Origin of the sequence: Prevotella sp. OH937_COT-195, from assembly GCF_003932845.1 — a bacterium.
GTDB lineage: Bacteria > Bacteroidota > Bacteroidia > Bacteroidales > Bacteroidaceae > Prevotella.
This window is the reverse complement of the sequence record NZ_RQZH01000017.1, coordinates 1-14,901: the sequence shown is the minus strand read 5'-3', so window position 1 is coordinate 14,901 and position 14,901 is coordinate 1. Positions and strand designations below refer to the sequence as shown.

The following is a 14,901-nucleotide window of genomic DNA, read 5'->3' as shown; positions in this document are numbered from 1 at the left end:
ATAAATAGAAAACGAACAAAACGCCGTGAGGCATTAAACAATTAAGATTATGTCAGAAGAATTGGAAAACAAAATTGAGGGATTGTCATCAGAACAGGGTGAAAACCGAGAGGGCTATCGTCCCGTTGGAGGCTATCCGAAAGATTATCGTAGTACAGGTCGCACCCCGAGACCGCGTATTCACACACCACGTCCGGTGGAGGAACGTGTCGAAGGTCGGGAAGACGAAGGATTCCGTCCCGATGGGTTTGCTGCCGGATTGCAGGGAGAAGGTACTTCGCGTTCTTACCGTCCTCGTATTTCGCAGGGCGGTTATCAGGCCCGTGGCAGTTACCAACCTCGTCAACAAGGCGGCTATCAGTCACGTGGCGGCTATCAACCTCGCATGCAAGGCGGTTACCAACCACGTCAGCAGGGCGATTATCAACCTCGCATGCAAGGCGGTTACCAACCACGTCAGCAAGGCGGTTATCAACCTCGCCAGCAAGGTGGTTATCAACCTCGCCAGCAAGGTGGTTATCAACCTCGCATGCAAGGCGGTTACCAACCACGCCAGCAGGGCGATTATCAACCTCGTCAGCAAGGTGGTTATCAATCCCGCGGCTATCAGCCACGTATGCAGGGCGGTTATCAGCCTCGCGGCTATCAATCTCGCATGCAGGGAGGATACAACGCCGGCGGCTACGGCTATCGTCCGCGTACGCAGGGATACGATCCGAATGCAAAATATAGTATGAAAAAACGTATCGAATATAAGGAAGAGCACATCGATCCGAACGAACCGATACGTCTGAACAAATTCATTGCCAATGCAGGGGTATGCAGTCGCCGCGAGGCCGACATGTATATCACGGCAGGCAAGGTGACGGTAAACGGCGAGGTCGTTACCGAACTGGGTACGAAAATACTGCGGTCTGACAAGGTAATGTTCAACAATAAGGATATTTCTCCGGAGAAGAAGGTGTATGTATTGCTAAACAAGCCGAAAGATTACGTTACCACATCTGACGATCCGCAGCAGCGCAAAACCGTCATGGACTTGGTTGCCAATGCTTGTCCGGAACGCATTTACCCCGTTGGAAGGCTCGACCGCAACACCACCGGAGTTCTTCTTCTTACCAACGACGGCGACATGGCATCGAAACTTACACACCCTAAGTTCCTTAAGAAAAAAGTATATCATGTTTTCCTCGACCGACCGGTGGCACAGGAAGACATCGAACAGATAAAGGAAGGCATAGAACTTGAGGACGGCGAGGTACATGCCGATGCCATGGAATATGCCAACGATGGCATGGACAAGAAGCAGGTGGGAATCGAGATACACAGCGGAAAGAACCGCATCGTGCGCCGCATATTCGAAAAATTCGGTTATCGGGTTCTGAAACTCGACCGCGTACTCTTTGCAGGGCTTACCAAGAAAAACCTGCGCCGTGGCGATTGGCGTTTCCTTACGGAAGAAGAAGTGGATATGCTTCGCATGGGTGCGTTTGAATAAAACCGTAATAAACAGTATTACACATTCCCCGTAACGGCATCTGCCACTACGGGGAACAATATAAACATATTGAAATGAAAAGGACGAAAATAGTTGACATTCTGAAAGATACCGATTACGGTAAGGACGTTTGTGTGAAAGGTTGGGTGCGGACACACCGCTCCAGCAAGGCTGTCGATTTCATAGCACTCAACGACGGCTCGACGATAAAGAACGTGCAAGTGGTGGTTGATGCGGGTGTCGTTGACGAAGACACATTGAAAAAGATTACCACGGGTGCATGTATCGGTATTACGGGAAAACTCGTTGAGAGTCCTGCAAAAGGGCAGGCATCCGAGGTTCACTGCGAAAAAATCGAGATTTACGGTCTTTGCGGCAGCGACTACCCCATGCAGAAGAAAGGACAGACGTTTGAGTACATGCGCCAATATGCCCATCTTCGGTTGCGTACCAACACTTTCGGAGCCGTAATGCGTATCCGTCACAACATGGCAATTGCCATACATCGCTATTTCCACGAACACGGTTTCTTCTATTTCCACTCGCCGCTTATAACGGCAAGCGACTGTGAAGGTGCCGGACAGATGTTCCAAGTGACAACGAAGAACCTCTACGACTTGAAGAAAGGCGAGGACGGTAAGATTTTATACGATGATGATTTCTTCGGAAAACAGACATCGCTCACGGTCAGCGGTCAACTCGAAGGCGAGTTGGGTGCCACGTCGCTCGGTGCGATATACACTTTCGGTCCTACTTTCCGTGCCGAGAACAGCAACACTCCGCGTCACTTGGCTGAGTTCTGGATGATCGAGCCGGAGGTGGCTTTCATAGACCTCGAGGGATTGATGGATCTTGAAGAAGACTTCATAAAATATTGTGTAAGGTGGGCATTGGACAACTGCCGGGATGACCTTGAATTCCTTAATCAGTTTGTGGATAAGGAACTGATACGGCGTCTTGAGGGTGTACTTAAGGAAGATTTTGTGCGTCTTACTTACACCAAGGGCGTTGAAATATTGCAAGATGCTGTCAAGAACGGCAAGAAATTCGAGTTCCCATGCCAATGGGGAGACGACCTTGCGAGCGAACATGAACGCTATCTTGTGGAAGAATATTTCAAGAGACCGGTAATAATGACCGACTATCCGAAGGACATCAAAGCGTTCTACATGAAGTTAAACGATGACGACAAGACCATGCAGGGTACCGATGTGCTATTCCCGCATATCGGGGAGATTATCGGTGGCTCGGTGCGTGAGGAGAACTACGACAAACTTATGTCCGAGATAGAACGCCGCAAGATGCCGATGAAGGATATGTGGTGGTATCTTGATACTCGCAAGTACGGCACTTGTCCGCACGGCGGATTCGGTCTCGGTTTCGAGCGTCTGATACTTTTCGTTACGGGAATGCAGAACATACGCGATGTGATACCGTTCCCTAGAACGCCCAAGTCGGCCGATTTCTAAGGTCTGACCGTATTTGTGTCTGCGACATGAATATATGTCGTGTAAAAATGTTAATATTAAACCCAAATCTGTCATTAGACCGCATTTGCTTAGATTTGCCATTGCGCGTTAACGCTTCCCAACTGCTTTAGCCCGCTTGCTGCCATCTGCGCAGCCATTACATCTCGACGCAGCCCGCTACGCCTTCGATGAAACGGCTGTACATCTGCTCAACAATCGGACAAAATCGATTGAGGGTTCTAATGACCGATTTGGGGTAAAGACAAACGGGAAATACGCATGTTTCCCGTTTGTCTTTTTGCAATATTTCCATTGTTTTTATCAATCCGTTTTCCCTTTTTCGTCCTCCAAAAGTCCGTCGCGCATCTTTATGGTTCGGTCGGTAATGGAGGCAAGTGTCTCGTCGTGTGTCACGATGACGAATGTCTGTCCGAATTTGTCTCGCAGTTCGAAGAACAGTTGATGCAGTTCGGCTTTGTTTTTCGAGTCGAGCGATCCCGAAGGTTCATCGGCAAGAATGACTTCCGGATTGTTTATCAGTGCCCTTGCCACTGCCACCCGCTGTTTCTCTCCACCCGAAAGTTCTGCCGGTTTGTGCTCGGCTCGGTCGGCAAGTCCCATGAAATCGAGCAATTCCTTTGCCCTTTTCTTTGCCTCGTTCTTTTTTGTTCCGCCTATGTATGCCGGAATCATAATGTTTTCTATGGCAGTGAATTCCGGTAGTAACTGGTGAAACTGGAACACAAAGCCGATGTGCCGGTTGCGGAAATCCGCCAGTTTGCCCGACGACAGCGACGACAAATCAACCCCGTCTATGCACACCGTTCCCGAGTCGGGTTTGTCGAGTGTGCCTATAATCTGCAGCAATGTTGTTTTTCCCGCCCCGCTCGGTCCCACGATACTCACTATCTCGCCTTTGTCTATGTGCAAGTCTATGCCCTTCAGCACTTGCAGAGAGCCAAAACTCTTCTTTATATCTTTAATATCAATCATATCATTGTTTTTTTACACGAAAGCCATGAATTTCCAACTATCATCTTTTTACTTTCTCTATCCACTCTGCAAGTTGTTCGTATGCACTCTTGTCCTCGAAATGTTGCGGTTTTGCGAATGTCATCTCTCCCATCGGGTCACCGTATTGGTTGGGGAATAATATTATGATGTTCTTTCCCGTGAAGAACTTCTTAATCTCTTCCGGCAATCGTTCCAACGCGTTTTTGTAAGACACCGTGCCTTTTCTTGCTGCCACTACAACGAACAAGTGGTCGTTTGCAATCGTTCCGGCAAGTTTCGGCAGTCCCACCCAATGGCTCATTTCTACATATTCGGCACGAGCCTCCGGATAATGGTTGTTTACATACTGCCTTATCAGTTGCAGCGTGTCGCCTCTTCCGTGAAACTGTATTCTGCATTCGAGGTTCTCCGCCAATCTCGAAAGTCGTTCCAGCCAGCGGTAGAATCCCGCCTCGAACTGTGCTCTCGAAGGCACTGCCACCAATATTCGCCGTATTGTGTTGAGTGGCTGAACGAGTCGCACCATCATTATCTGGTGGTTCAGTCCGTTGTAAAGACTTTGGTGAAACTGTCCCCAAAACTTCGTTGACACCTCCTTGTGTGTGTGCATTCCGATTATTATCTCGCTTGCCTGAAACTCCTTGAAAGCGTGTTTTATGCCGTTTGCGATGTTTGCTGCCACGCGCACCTGTGTCTGCATCTTCACGTCGGCAGCCGCAGCCACTTTCGTCATTCTCTCCAACAGTAATTTCCCCGCTTCTTGGTTTTTCGGCATATTCTCGTCGTCATATACCACGTTTAGTCCCACCAATCCGCGGTCAAGTTTCGGGTTGCGCATCAGTATTGCCATGTTGACAAGCAACTCTGCATACTCCGGATATTTCATTGGTATGAGTATTCTCTCGTTGTCGTTGTGCAAGTCTTCGCTTGCCATGTCCTTGTCGCGCAGTGTTATGCTCTGAGCCGACCGCTCTGTGACGAATATGGAAATGACACACGTCACGAGTATCATTATCACCACGCCGTTGAGCATGTTGTCGTCAACAATTTTCTGCCCTTGTGTTGGCGCCATCTTCATTCCCACCATCAACATTGCTATGGCTCCTGCGGCATGTGCTGATGTCAGACCGAACATCATGTGTCCCGATGACAGCGGCAATTTGCACAGATAGCACGACAGATAGGCGGCGGCAGCCTTGCCGAACGTGCCGAAAAACACTATTGCCGCCACCACTACGATTATCCCCTCGCCGTAGAATAGCACGCCGACATTGACCAACATGCCCACACCGATGAGGAAATAAGGAATGAAAAGCGCGTTGCCTATGAACTCTATCCTGTTCATTAGTGCCGACAGATGCGGTATGTATCGGTTGAGGATAAGCCCCGACAAGAATGCCCCGAAAACGCCTTCCAGTCCTGCGGCATCGGTGAGCACCGCACTCATGAAGAGTATAGACATGATGAATATGAACTGCATCACGGCATCGCTGTACCGGCGGAGAAAGTAACGTGTGAGCGGCGGAATGACAAATGCGAGGAAGGTGCATACCAATACGATTTTGGCGGCAAACCATATCCAGAACATCACGCTGCCGCCCTTGTTGCCTGCCGACGACACTGCCGCCATTACTACAAGCGAAAGGAACAAGGCAATCATCGTAACGCCCACACTTAGCATCACGCTCGGCTTGCGCTGCAAACCGTAACGGCTCACGATAGGGTATGCCACGAGTGTGTTGGAACCCATTATGCAACTCAGTATCAGTGCCGAAACAGACGAATAGTCGAGCAGCAATGTACTCGTGAAATAGGTCATTGCGAACGGTATGGCAAACGAGAGTAGTGCGAAAACGGAAAGATGTTTGCGTTTCTTCTTCATTCCCTCGAAATCCATCTCGAGTGCGGCAAGGAACATAATGTAATACATTCCCACCTTGCCGAAGAGTTCGAACGAGTCGTCGCGTGCCAGAATGTTCACTCCGTACTGCCCGAGCAGAACTCCGGCCAGCACCATGCCGATGATGTGAGGTATCCTCAGTTTGCCCATTATTATTGGAGCAAAAAGGATAATCAGCAGCACCACGAAGAAAATCAGCGTGGGGTCGGTAATGGGGAAATATTGACTGAGGTGTTGCATCATGCTTCTTGTTTTGCATACAAAATTACGAAAAATAACCGTATCGTGCATGGAATACATCGGAAAGTTGTAATTTTGCAGGGGATTTTAAACATTTATGACGTATGAAAGTAGCAATAGTGGGTGCAAGTGGTGCCGTCGGGCAAGAATTTCTGCGTATTCTTGACGAGCGCGATTTCCCCGTTGACGAGTTGGTATTATTCGGTTCGGAGCGTTCTGCCGGAACGAAATACACTTTCCGTGGCAAAGAGATTGAAGTTCGTTTGTTGCGGCATGGCGACGATTTTCGCGATATAGACATCGCTTTCACATCGGCAGGAGCCGGCACGAGCAGAGAGTTTGCAGACGACATAACGAGATTCGGCACGGTGATGATAGACAATTCCAGCGCGTTCCGAATGGACGATGATGTGCCGTTGGTGGTTCCGGAGTGTAATGCCGCAGATGCTTTGAAACGTCCGCGGGGCATAATTGCCAACCCCAATTGCACCACGATAATGATGGTGGTGTGCCTGCAACCGATAGAGGAAATATCGCATATAAAACGCATACGTGTGGCATCATATCAAAGTGCGTCGGGAGCCGGAGCGGCAGCGATGGACGAATTACAGCAGCAGTACCGCGAGATAATCGAGGAAGGAGAAGCAAAAACCATTGACAAGTTTGCCCATCAACTGGCATATAACGTCATTCCGCAAATAGACGTGTTTCAACCCAACGGTTATACCAAGGAAGAGATGAAAATGTTCCACGAGACACGCAAGATAATGCACACCGATGCCCGGTGTTCGGCGATGTGTGTAAGGGTAAGTTCCCTGCGCTCGCATTCGGAGAGTGTGTGGATAGAGACCGAGAGTCCGGTGTCTGTTGAGCAGGCACAAGCCGCTTTTGCCGCAGCACCCGGCATTACTTTGGAGGACGACCCGTCGAATCTTGTTTACCCGATGCCGCTCGACACCGCCGGCAAAGACGATGTGTTTGTTGGTCGTGTGCGCAAGGATTTGGCAGACGATTGCGGTCTCACATTCTGGTTGTCGGGCGACCAGATACGCAAGGGTGCCGCACTTAATGCCGTGCAGATTGCCGAGTATTTGTTGAAAGTGGGCGACGTGAAACGAGGTTAGACATCCGTGTCACCGTGACAACATATTTCATGTAAACCAAAACCGCCGAAATTGCAACACAATTTCGGCGGTTTTGATTTATGATTTCGGCAGAATTGGTTTGCAATTTCGGCTTTTTTGCATTGTAATTGACAATTCAAATGCCGTGCAGTCTCGGCAGGAAGTGTTGTTATGCCGTCGCAAACACGTTTTGCCGCCGTATCTGTTGTGTTATGACGTGAGACATTTGTCAAGTTCGGTGATGATATTCTCCTTGTCGAGGTGCTGCCCGATGAATACCAGTTTTATCATTCTGTCGCCGTAAGTGTCGTCCCAGTCGCGCATCATGTCAGGGTTTTGCTTCATCAGTTGCATCAGTTCTTCCTCTTTTGCCGTGGCATACCACAGTCCGCTCCCTCGCAAAGTTTTCTGCACTCCCGCCTGTTCAAACAAGAAAGACATGTCGCGGTTGTGTGCGAAATAGCACACCCCTTTTGCCCGTATTACCTCTTTCGGCCATTTTTTTGCCACGAAGTGGTCGAAGAAATTGATGTCGAACGGTTGCCGTCGGTAATACACGAATGTGCTTATTCCGTATTCCTCTGTCTCGCCTTCACCGTGATGATGATGGTGGTGGTGATGGTGATGTTCGTGACCGTGTTCGTGATTGTGTTCGTGGTGATGCTTTGCCTCGTGTTCCTCCTCCTCGGTCACGGGGCGTTCAATCTCTTGTATCCATTTTGCCGCCGTTATCACTTTTTCGAAATTGAACAACCCCGTGTTCAAGATACGTTCAAGGTCGATGTCGGCATAGTCGCATTCTATTATCTCTGCTTTTGTCTGCAATGTTCTTATGATGTGTTTCACGCGTTCGAGTTCTTTCGGTTCCACTTCCGAAGCCTTGTTGAGCAAAACTATGTTGCAGAACTCTATCTGCTGTATTATCAAGTTTTCGATGTCGCTTTCATCGGGTTTCTTTTTTGTCAGGCATTCTCCGCATGCGAACTCGCTCTGTATCCGCAGCGCATCAACAACCGTAACGATGCAGTCAAGACGCGGGTGGTCGTTTTTGGCGGCTTCCTGTCCCAACATCGGTATCGAGCAAATTGTCTGTGCTATGGGTTCCGGTTCGCAAATTCCGCTTGCCTCTATTACTATGTAGTCGAATTTTCCGCTCTTTGTTATGTCGTTCAGTTGCGCGAGCAAATCGTTCTGCAGCGTGCAGCATATACAACCGTTCTGCAGTGCCACGAGACTTTCGTCTTCTTTCGTAACGACTCCTCCCTTTTGTATCAGTTCGGCATCGATGTTCACTTCTCCTATATCGTTCACTATTACGGCAAACTTTATGTTTTTCTTGTTGCCCAATATTCGGTTTACCAACGTTGTTTTTCCGCTGCCAAGGAATCCGGTCAGCAGCAATACTGGTGTTTGTTTCATTGTATTTATCTTCTTTTTCTTACGTGGTTGTTGAAATATGTGGTTATGAATGACGTTTTTTCCTATTGGGAAAGGAAATGTGTGTATTTGTTGCAAATCTTCGATGAGTATGCACTGAAGATGTTGTTTGCAAAAAGAATATCGGTAATCTTGTTGTCGTTAACGTATTTCACCATGTTTTTGGTGAAGTATCGGTTGTCTATGATGTGTATTTCCTCGAACGAGAAGAACAGATACCCCGGTATCGCATTACCGAAACTGTCTTTTAGAATTATTAGTCTTCTGCCGTTTTTGGTAGATGTTCGCACTTGTGTTATTTTCGAGTCGCCCCCCATGAACGTACAGTATGCTCCGCCGCTTCCGTCTTTGAATTTCACGAAATATTGTCCTTTTACCGGATTTCTCTCTCCCGTCACCTGATAGTTTTTGTTTATGTTATATACAATGTATGTAGTGTTGTACTCCACTCCCGTGGGTATGTGATACACGAAATCCTCCGGCGATTGTTTTATTGCGATGTCCTTCGAATAACTGTACATCGACCCGACGAATCTGTGTACCACCTCGCGCCGGTAACTCCTTAGGTCGCGGAACGGTACTCCTGCCACCTCGGCAAATTTCTTGGCGGCATAGTATCCTCCGAGCGGTGCCCAGTGGTGGTCGGTGCGCAGGTAAATGTCTTCTGCCGCATGCTCTCCCAATGTGCGGTGTATATTAACCTGTTTCACTCCCGGTGCGAGTTTGCTCATTATGTTGCTTATTGTCAGCGACTGCGGTTTTGTCGCCTTTTTCACTTTCTCGGGGCAGTAGTATTCTATTGCAGTGGGTATCACCATGCAATATATGTTTACACTGTTGCCGAATTTCTCCTTATATTGGTTTGCGGCGTTGGCGTATGCCGTTCCGCCTTCTGCCCCTCCGCCGTATGCCATCAATGCTCTTGCCGTTGGAGGATTTCCCACCACCACTATTCCCGCATGTGCAATCTTTGCGTTCTCGTTTGCCGTTACCTTGTTTTTGTATTTGTATGCCGTGTCGTTTGCTTCGGTTGCATCAGGCATACCGTCGTTTTCGCCCTCCGATTTTATTGCCGTGTCGGCGGCGTGGAACGATACAGACTCATCTCCTCCGATGTTCAGTTTCAAGGCTTTGCCGAACATCATGCTCATTGCCATGAAGCGGTCTCGGAAGGGTTCGCTGTCGCTGAACCATGTTGATACTTCTGCCGTGAACTTTCCGCTTTTCAATTTCTCCCACGAGAAGTCGGGGAATGTTGCAAGTTCTCGCTTTTCCAGTTCGGAGAAAGTGCTGCGTGGGAATGTCAGGAAAACCGTGGTAAGCACGGTAAACACTACAGAGATAATTCCGAGATAGATATAGTTGTGTTTCATTGCCATTTTATTTTAGAATCTTGTATATAGGAAAGCGTTGTTTGTAGCCCCCACGAGCAGAGCCACGCTGAATACCAATATTATCAGTGAGAGTGCCGTTCGTCCGGCGAGTACGGCTCCGTTGTGCAGAGTGGTGTGGTTTTGCAGCAGGCGTGCCGATGTGTTTGCGATGAGATTGCGCACCGGCATGCACAGCACGAGCGCGAACAGGAACAGCCAGAACTTGTCTGTTATGGCAGTCTGCGATGCAAAGTCGGTAAATGCGGTACCCATTCCGATGTACGAGCGGAAGAACATCGTCATCTGCGCGAAGTCCTCAAAATAGAACATTCCCCATCCCGTAACTATCAGCAGCAGGCTGTACAGATGCAGTAACGGCGACGGAATGCGGTGTATTATTCGCAGCAGGGTGTATTTCTCAATCATTACTATTATGCCGAAATATAATCCCCATAAGATGAAATTCCAACTTGCGCCGTGCCACATTCCGGTGAGGAACCACACCACGAGAATGTTCCATGCCTGATGATTGCGGTTGCCGCCCATGGGTATGTAAACATAGTCGCGGAAGAAACTGCCCAACGATATGTGCCATCGTCGCCAAAAGTCGGTTATGGAGTCGCAGCAGTATGGGTGATTGAAATTCTCTTTGAAATGGAATCCGAGGCAGCGGCCGATGCCTATTGCCATGTCGCTGTATCCCGAGAAATCGAAATATATTTGCAGTGAGAATGCCATGATTCCCACCCATGCCCCCGTGGTGGACAGATCTGCAAGTCCTGCGACGAGGAACTGGTCGGATACCTCCGACAGTTGGTTGGCTATGATAACCTTCTTGCCCAGCCCGACGAAGAAACGGAACACCCCGTCGGCGATGTCGCCGGCAGAAGCACTGCGGTTGTTAATCTCGGCGGCGACGGTGTCGTAGCGCACTATGGGACCGGCTATGAGTTGCGGGAACATCGATATGTACAGCAGCAGGTCGGCATAGCGGCGTTGTGCCGGCGACTCGCGACGATATACATCGACGAGGTATGATATGGACTGGAAAGTGTAGAAACTTATACCTATGGGGAGTGCGAGTGTCGGTTGTGCCACGTTGATGCCAATGTCTGACAAGATTGATGCAAAGAAGCCAAGGTACTTGAAAATGCCGAGTATGGCAATGTTGCACACCAGTCCGAGTGTCAGAGCCGTGCGTCGCCGTCGGTCGGAGCGGTCGATGATTCGTCCCGCGATATAGTTCACCAAAACGCTGAACAACATGAGGAGTACATATACAGGTTCGCCCCATGCGTAGAAAAGAAGTGAGAACATTACCAGCACCCAGTTTTTGGTTCGGTTGTACGGTGTATTGCCCGCGATGTTGAATTTTCGGTCGATGAACGATGCAAGTAAGTACAATGATACGAACGCCGGTATGAACGCGAAAATGAAGAATAAGTCAGAGAATACCATTAGTTTTTGTTTTTACGTGTTATTTCTTTTATTAACAAAGAAGAAATTTGTCGGGAAAGAAATATGCCGTTGCGTCTTGCGCCTTTGGCATTGGTGTGTGTGCCGTCCGACGTGAACAGCCTTTTTTTTATTTCTTTGTTGCGATTGATGCAGCACAGGCGATCCTGCCTTATAACACAGATGTTCATCTTTTTTGCACAATCCTCTATTATGTTGCCTGCCCGTTTTATGTTTTCAATGCTTGTTGCCGTACATTGAAGCGGCGTGAGCAACACTATCTGTGCGGCGGGGAACGATTCTTTGAGCAGTTCGCAGCCGAAACGTACCGACTCGGCGAGCGATGTCATCATGTTCACGGGACGTGCCGTAAAACGTTCTCCTTCGTTTTCGAAAACTTTTTCCGCATCCGATGAGAATACGTTCGGTCGCTTGTCGTTGAACCATGCGTCATTGGTTCCTGCGGCTATTATTATGAGGTTGGGTATCGGCTGTGTACCGTTTTCAACGGCAAGTCTCAGTCGCATTATCTGATTGTATATCACGTTGTCGTCTCCAAGCACCGGTATGTCTTCCACTATGTTTTCTTTCGTCCTTGCGGTGTTTGTCCATGTTGCTCCGCTGCGGGCATAACTTCTGCATGAAGCAGGTTTGAAAAAATCTTTGAACCACTTGTTCCAACCTCTCTCGTCGTTGCAGTCATCGCCTCCAATCCATGTGTTAGAGTCGCCCAGCATGACCACGTTAATGTCTCCATGCCCAACCTGCTTTGCCGTTGCCGCGGATAGCATTGAGAGCAGGATAAATATCACTATGGTTGTTTTTTTCATTGCAAATTGTTTGCTGCGGTCGTTCTGTGCAGCATATGGTGTTGTTTACAAACCGCAAAATTAATCAAAGTTCCCGATACTGCAAAGAAAGGAAATAAAAAAGTAAAAAATAAAGTTTCGCAACTTCAGTTTCTGCATTTATGAAAACTTTTTCCAACAAAATCCATCATTTAAGTCTAAGTAATTGGATATGAACAGCATTATGAGTTGTGAAATGCAGCAGGCAATGATTTGGCGACCTATCTTCTGCAATGACACACAACGCTTTGCATAACTCGAATAACCTGTTGTAAAGGTAATTTTATCTGCGGAGAAAGACGAAACTTTCTCCGTTTTTCTTTTCTGACGGCTCTCTATTCAGATAACTGGGTCTGTTTTTTCGTCTTATTACTCATTGTTGTAGTAGTCTTACTTGTGAAGGCTGCCTTTAATTTTTTTGCTCTGTCTTCTCCGGTGTTCCTCTCCACGTTCTCCCCTATGTATTCGCATCGGGATCGGTTGTTCGTTGTCAGCGGCAAAGGTGGTTCAGGGCTTCTACGGACAAAAAAGGTCGGGATGGCAAGCCGTTACAGCGACAATCTCCACACTTCCATTTCATGGCAGGTCGTATTCTCGCCGTAAACCTTGTTTGTCCTAAACCCTACCTTTCCGCACGCCATCGAGTTTCTCTGCCGTAAATATGAAGACATATTCCCGATACTGACTTCTTACCCTGAATTGGAGAACTACATATAAAGAATATCATCCCAACAATGCCTCTATATCGCACCTCAGAAAGTCTTCCAACGAAACACCTCCCGAACCCACGACAAAAGATTTTTTGGGGTGGAATGCTTCCACAAAGGCAGGAAGACCTGAGTTCATTCCCCGACGACCGCTTTTTACCTCAATAGCGGTCACCTCACCCTTGTTTACGATGATAAAGTCCACCTCTTTGTCCTTATCTGCCTTGTTCCTTGCAGGCTCTCGCCAGTAATATACCTGATAGTCTGTCTCCTCTGCCATGCCCAGCAAATGAGCGCCTACCGCACTCTCCACCCATCGTCCCCAAAGCGTAGTGTCCGTTCTGTCCGTAAGGAACGACCTGCCTTTGTAGGCCGTCAGTAAAGCATTGTTGTACACTTGGTATTTAGGAATGGAACCACGCTTACGGGCATCATCATGGGCATACTTTTGCAATCCCGTCAGCAAGGCACATTGGTCGAGTATCTCCAAATACGAAGCCAAGGTGGTCACGTTGCCGGCATCCTGCAGTTGTCCCATCAGTTTTGTCAGCGAAAGTATCTCGGCAGAATAACCGCATCCTAACTCAAACAATTGTTTCATGAGGGCAGGCTTGTAGATATTGGAGGTCATCAGTACATCTTTTTCGATAGAGGGAGCCACTAACGAATCCTTGATATACTTACGCCAACGCTTTTCGTCACCAATCATGTGGGCAGCACCGGGATAGCCCCCAAAGTAGATATATTCGTCGAGTGTTACTCCAAAAGCGTCGTGCATCTCTTGATAGCTCCAATGCCCGAGGCGAATAAGTTCAAAACGTCCTGCTAACGACTCTGTGAGTCCTCTCTTGAGCAACAGCCGACTACTTCCCAGCAGTACCACCTTGAGATTGACGTGCTTGCGCGTGTCTTCGTCCCATTCTCTCTTGACCGCCTCGCTCCAATTGTCAATCTTCTGAATTTCATCGATTACAAGCAGGCGTTCAGCCTCTCCGCGGAACGTCATGGTGGTTCGTGCCCCTTCCCACACCCGGCGTATCCAGTCGCTGTCTTTCGGCTCGACGGCATCTGCCACTTCTACCGAATATGGGATGGTTACATCCCGCAACACCTGTCCTACAAGGGTCGATTTGCCCACTTGTCTCGGCCCTGCCAATACTTGCATAAAATGCCTTGGCTCCTGAATGCGTGCTTTCAGCGTGTGATATGGTTTGCGAATATAGTTCATGCTCAATTCTAATGATAGATTTACTCAATTCTAATTATGATTTTACTCAATTTTACTTGCAAAAGTACTCGATTTTCTCTGGTTGCACAAATAAAATCGCCGTAAACTTCACGTTTTCGATAAAATGATGTCTCCGCAAACAGGCAAGGATGTGTACTTACTGCGTTTGCGGAGACGGGTTGTTGTTATTCATTCTTTATATGATGTTCTTTTATTTGAGTTCTACGCCATCCTGCTATGGGTTGAGGTTTTCCTTGATGTTATGCTTAAAAATCGGGTTAATATTTTCTGCTTGTTATTGACGTTATTGCAACAGTCCCCTTCGCCCGCCGGCCCCCTCCCTTTGGATAGCTTAGGGGAGACCTCTTTTCTCTTTGAGGGCTTAGGGGAAGGGTTTCCCCTACCCCCGTGAGGGGGCAGGGGTGAGCCTTTTATTTTTTGATGATGATTTTCTTACCATTATATATATACACTCCCGCGGGCAGGTGTTCGAGGCTGTCGCCGAGGCGCACGCCTTGGAGGTTATACACGCCGCGCTTGCCGGCAGGCACGTCGGCCGTCACGGTTTCGATGCCGTTGGTATCGCGGGTGATGGTCACCTTGTCGGT

General features: G+C 48.3%; 11 protein-coding genes. 3 read left to right on the top strand and 8 right to left on the bottom strand.

The window, feature by feature from the left end; translation table 11 throughout:
* The first annotated feature begins 49 nt into the window (after nucleotides 1-49).
* Both EII32_RS07530 and asnS read left to right on the top strand, forming a co-directional pair.
* Nucleotides 50-1,498 (top strand): pseudouridine synthase, encoded by a 1,449-nt coding sequence (locus EII32_RS07530; RefSeq protein ID WP_125234825.1) that lies wholly within the window; start codon nucleotides 50-52, stop codon nucleotides 1,496-1,498.
* Between the two features lie 74 nt (nucleotides 1,499-1,572).
* The gene (gene asnS, locus EII32_RS07525; protein ID WP_125234824.1) at nucleotides 1,573-2,967 is read left to right on the top strand and encodes an asparagine--tRNA ligase; all 1,395 of its coding nucleotides are present in this window, start codon (nucleotides 1,573-1,575) and stop codon (nucleotides 2,965-2,967) included.
* Nucleotides 2,968-3,288: 321 nt separating this feature from the next.
* On the opposite strand, the gene EII32_RS07520 is transcribed toward asnS, so the two are convergent.
* Together EII32_RS07520 and EII32_RS07515 are read right to left on the bottom strand one after the other, a co-directional pair.
* On the bottom strand, nucleotides 3,289-3,960 hold the full coding sequence (locus tag EII32_RS07520) for an ABC transporter ATP-binding protein (protein WP_125234823.1): 672 nt from the start codon (nucleotides 3,958-3,960) through the stop codon (nucleotides 3,289-3,291).
* Between the two features lie 40 nt (nucleotides 3,961-4,000).
* Nucleotides 4,001-6,121, bottom strand: a complete 2,121-nt coding sequence (locus EII32_RS07515; RefSeq protein ID WP_125234852.1) for a cation:proton antiporter — start codon at nucleotides 6,119-6,121, stop codon at nucleotides 4,001-4,003.
* 104 nt (nucleotides 6,122-6,225) lie between these two features.
* Between EII32_RS07515 and EII32_RS07510 the strand changes: the two genes are divergently transcribed.
* Nucleotides 6,226-7,245 carry an aspartate-semialdehyde dehydrogenase gene (locus EII32_RS07510; RefSeq protein WP_125234822.1) on the top strand — a complete coding sequence of 340 codons (1,020 nt, stop codon included), beginning with the start codon at nucleotides 6,226-6,228 and terminating at the stop codon, nucleotides 7,243-7,245.
* 210 nt (nucleotides 7,246-7,455) lie between these two features.
* On the opposite strand, the gene EII32_RS07505 is transcribed toward EII32_RS07510, so the two are convergent.
* From EII32_RS07505 to EII32_RS07480, 6 genes are all read right to left on the bottom strand, one after another.
* The gene (locus tag EII32_RS07505; RefSeq protein ID WP_233582348.1) at nucleotides 7,456-8,673 is read right to left on the bottom strand and encodes a CobW family GTP-binding protein; all 1,218 of its coding nucleotides are present in this window, start codon (nucleotides 8,671-8,673) and stop codon (nucleotides 7,456-7,458) included.
* A gap of 53 nt (nucleotides 8,674-8,726) precedes the next feature.
* Nucleotides 8,727-10,055 (bottom strand): DHHW family protein, encoded by a 1,329-nt coding sequence (locus EII32_RS07500; RefSeq protein ID WP_125234820.1) that lies wholly within the window; start codon nucleotides 10,053-10,055, stop codon nucleotides 8,727-8,729.
* A 12-nt stretch (nucleotides 10,056-10,067) separates the two neighbouring features.
* Nucleotides 10,068-11,513 carry an MBOAT family O-acyltransferase gene (locus EII32_RS07495; RefSeq protein WP_125234819.1) on the bottom strand — a complete coding sequence of 482 codons (1,446 nt, stop codon included), beginning with the start codon at nucleotides 11,511-11,513 and terminating at the stop codon, nucleotides 10,068-10,070.
* Nucleotides 11,513-12,340, bottom strand: coding sequence for an SGNH/GDSL hydrolase family protein (locus EII32_RS07490; RefSeq protein ID WP_125234818.1), 828 nt, complete (start codon nucleotides 12,338-12,340; stop codon nucleotides 11,513-11,515). Before EII32_RS07490 ends, EII32_RS07495 begins: the two co-directional genes overlap by 1 nt.
* Nucleotides 12,341-12,906: 566 nt before the next feature.
* The gene (locus EII32_RS12715; protein ID WP_255416456.1) at nucleotides 12,907-13,029 is read right to left on the bottom strand and encodes a hypothetical protein; all 123 of its coding nucleotides are present in this window, start codon (nucleotides 13,027-13,029) and stop codon (nucleotides 12,907-12,909) included.
* A 52-nt stretch (nucleotides 13,030-13,081) separates the two neighbouring features.
* Nucleotides 13,082-14,293: an ATP-binding protein gene (locus EII32_RS07480; RefSeq protein WP_125234817.1), complete on the bottom strand. Its 1,212-nt coding sequence runs from the start codon at nucleotides 14,291-14,293 to the stop codon at nucleotides 13,082-13,084.
* Nucleotides 14,294-14,901 lie beyond the last annotated feature (608 nt).